At 74.8% G+C, this 2831-nt stretch carries 3 protein-coding genes; 2 read left to right on the forward strand and 1 reads right to left on the reverse strand.

The window, feature by feature from the left end:
* A partial coding sequence (locus KBX39_RS27925; RefSeq protein WP_210873373.1) for an alpha/beta fold hydrolase occupies positions 1-1058 on the reverse strand: 1058 nt, incomplete at its 3' end.
* A gap of 374 nt (positions 1059-1432) precedes the next feature.
* Between KBX39_RS27925 and KBX39_RS27930 the strand changes: the two genes are divergently transcribed.
* Positions 1433-2614, forward strand: a complete 1182-nt coding sequence (locus KBX39_RS27930) for a hypothetical protein (protein ID WP_069088727.1) — start codon at positions 1433-1435, stop codon at positions 2612-2614.
* Positions 2601-2831, forward strand: a 231-nt coding sequence (locus tag KBX39_RS27935; protein ID WP_210873375.1) for a hypothetical protein, incomplete at its 3' end; no start/stop codon positions are given. The genes KBX39_RS27930 and KBX39_RS27935, both read left to right, overlap by 14 nt.

A 2831-nucleotide genomic window follows, 5' to 3' on the forward strand; every position in this document is an offset into this window, starting at 1 on the left:
ACCCGCACCGGCGTGCCGGCGGCGGCGATGCCCCGCGCGTTGGCGTCCGCCTCGGCCAGCGGGAAGAGCGTGTCCGCCTCGCCCTGGACCAGCAGCGTCGGGGACTTGATCCGGTCCAGCACGCCGGCCGGCGACGACCGGCGCAGCAGCTCGACCGCCGCCGCGTCGGCCCGGCCCGTGGTCGCGATACGCAGGTACGCGGCGCAGACGTCGGCGGCGAAGCGCCCGCAGGACGGGTCGGCGGCGCCGGCCGGCGCACGACCGGAGCCGGTACCGGGACCGGCGCCCGGCTGCGGGCTCGGCGGTCCGGCCGACTCGGGCGCGCCCTCCGGCGCGGCGGCGGTGGCCCCGGAGAGCCCGGCCGGACCGGAGCCGGCGTTCCCGCCGCCACCGAAGAAGATCCCCGCCCAGCCCTTCTTGAACACGCCGTCGGTGGGCTGCCGGCCGGTGCTCTCCGGCAGGAACGCGCGGGACAGGTCGTTCCCGGTGATCATCGGGACGATCGCGTCGACCCGCTGGTCCTGCGCGGCCAGCAGCAGGGCCAGGCCGCCGCCGTACGAGCCGCCGACCACGCCGACGCGGGGGTCGCCCGGCGAGTCGAGGCGGATGTCCGGCCGGGCCGCGAGCCGGTCGAGCAGGCGCTGGGCGTCCCGCACCTCGTAGTCGGGGCTGTCCAGGTGGATCTGGCCGCCGCTGCGCCCGAAGCCGCGGGCGGTCCAGGTGAGCACCGCGTACCCCCGGGCGGCCAGGTCCTCGGCGTCGGAGCGAGCCGAGTCCTTGGTGCCACCGAACCCGTGCGCCAGCAGCACCGCCGGCACGCGGTTCGCTTCCGACGCGCGGTCCGGCAGGTAGAGCGTGGTGTCCAGCTCGACCGGCTCGTCACCGGAGGGCCCGGAGCGGACCGTCACCAGCGCCGACTCGGTGCGGAAGTCCGGGCTCTGCGGCCGGGCCACCCAGACGAGCGCGGCGGCGACGAGGACTACCACCGCCACGACGGCGACGATCCGGCGTGGGCGTCCGGCCAGGGCGCGCCGGATCCGCGCGACTGGTGATCTCATGCGGCACACGGTACGGGCCGATCGCTGTGCATTCGCTGAGATCCGCCGTACGTCCGTCCGGTTGCGCCGTTCGTCGTTCGCCCACCGTCGTCCGCCAAAGGTCCAGAGCATCCCAGCGGCACATGTTCGGATCATGTGAATTCACATCTACACGCGCAAACCATCGTCGATGTCACTTCTCGGCAACATGATCGGACGCTGAGTGACGTCGAAGCTCACTCAGCGTCGCCCAGAATGGACTGACGTGAAGCCGACTCATCGGCCGAGGTTGCACAGACGTCCGGTTCGGCTACTTTTCCGGTCCGGTGCACGGGACTGCGTACGGCGACCTCCCGGGGCACCGAACGCCCCGCCGTCGCCGGAGGAGACACACCATGACAGTCCCCGCGCCGCGGGTCCGTCGGCGGCCCGCCGTACCGGGCCGCACGCTTCCCCTGCTGCTGGTGCTGGCGCTGCTCGTACCGCTCGGGTTCATCTTCGCCCAGTCCGAGAGCAGCGCCGCGGACGATCACGACCTGGCGAGCCGGGAACGGCTCGGTGTGCGCTACCTGCGCGCCCTCGGCCCGATCACCGACGCGCTGGTGGAGGCCCAGGCGATAGCGGTCGCCGAGGGAGCCGTCTCCCGGGGCGCGCTCACCGCCGCGATCGAGGGCGTCGCCGAGGTGGACAGCGCCGTCGGCGACGAGTTGCGCACCCACGAGCGCTGGGCCGGGCTGCGGGCGAAGCTCGAGTCGCTGCCGGACCGCGGGCTCGGCGACCCCGAGGCGGCCTTCCGGGCCTACGGCGAGGCGTCCGACCTGCTCCTGGCCCTCTACCGCAAGGTGCGGGAGAGCTCCGGGTTGATCCGCGACCCGCGCTCGGACTCGTTCTTCCTCCAGGACGGCATCGGCGGTGACCTGCCCACCGCGACCGTGCTGGCCGGGCGGCTCGTCGACCTGGCCCGGCTGGCGGCCAAGCGCCCCGCCGCCGAGCGCGCGCGGACCGGCGCGGAACTGGCCGAGCTGCGCGTCGCCGCGCTCGGCCCGGCCACCGACCTCGTCGCCGACCTGCGCTCCGCCGTCGACAGCTCGGAGAGCACCGACCTGGGCGCCAACGTGCTCACCCCGCTGGACACCTACCAGCGCTCGCTGGAGACGTTCTCGGTGTACTCGGCGCCCGGCGGCGGGCGGTCCGCGCCGAGCACCGACCAGCTCACCCAGGCCGGCATCACCGCGCAGAACGCCGCCAAGCAGCTCCGGACGGTCATCCTCGACCAGCTCGACGCGCTGCTGAAGGAACGGCTGGACGCGATCGACCGGGACCGCCTGCTGGGCCGGGCCGCGGCCGGCACCGCTGTCGCGCTGCTCGCCGGGATCGCCGCGCTGCACCTCGCCGCGCTACGGCGGGCGCGGGCCGCCGGCCCTCCCCCGGCGCGCCGCACGCCGGCCGAGGCCGGACCGCCACCGGCGGTCCACGCTGACCCGCCGATCACCGTGTCCGAGGGTGACCGCCAGCCGGTCGCCGTCGGCCGGGGCGGCGACGCCGACCGGTGGAGGCCGTTCGATGCTGCTCGCTAGGTTACGGATCCGGGGCAAGCTCGCCCTGCTGGTGATCATCCCGCTGCTCAGCATGGTCGGGCTGGCCGTTCCGGTGGTCATCGACCGGGTGGCCGCCGCGCAGCGGGCCGCCGACACCGCCGAGACGGTCCGCATCGCCAGCCGCGTCGGCAGCCTGGTCCAGGATCTCCAGCAGGAACGCCTGCTCTCGGTCGGGCTGCTGCTCGGACGGGTGTCC

Origin of the sequence: Micromonospora sp. D75 (assembly GCF_018070405.1) — a bacterium.
GTDB classification, from domain to species: Bacteria; Actinomycetota; Actinomycetes; order Mycobacteriales; family Micromonosporaceae; genus Micromonospora; species Micromonospora chalcea.

Bases quoted from the DNA above. Each gene is read 5' to 3' on its own strand.
- KBX39_RS27930 (WP_069088727.1), top strand. From the start codon at position 1,433: ATGACAGTCCCCGCGCCGCGGGTCCGTCGGCGGCCCGCCGTACCGGGC.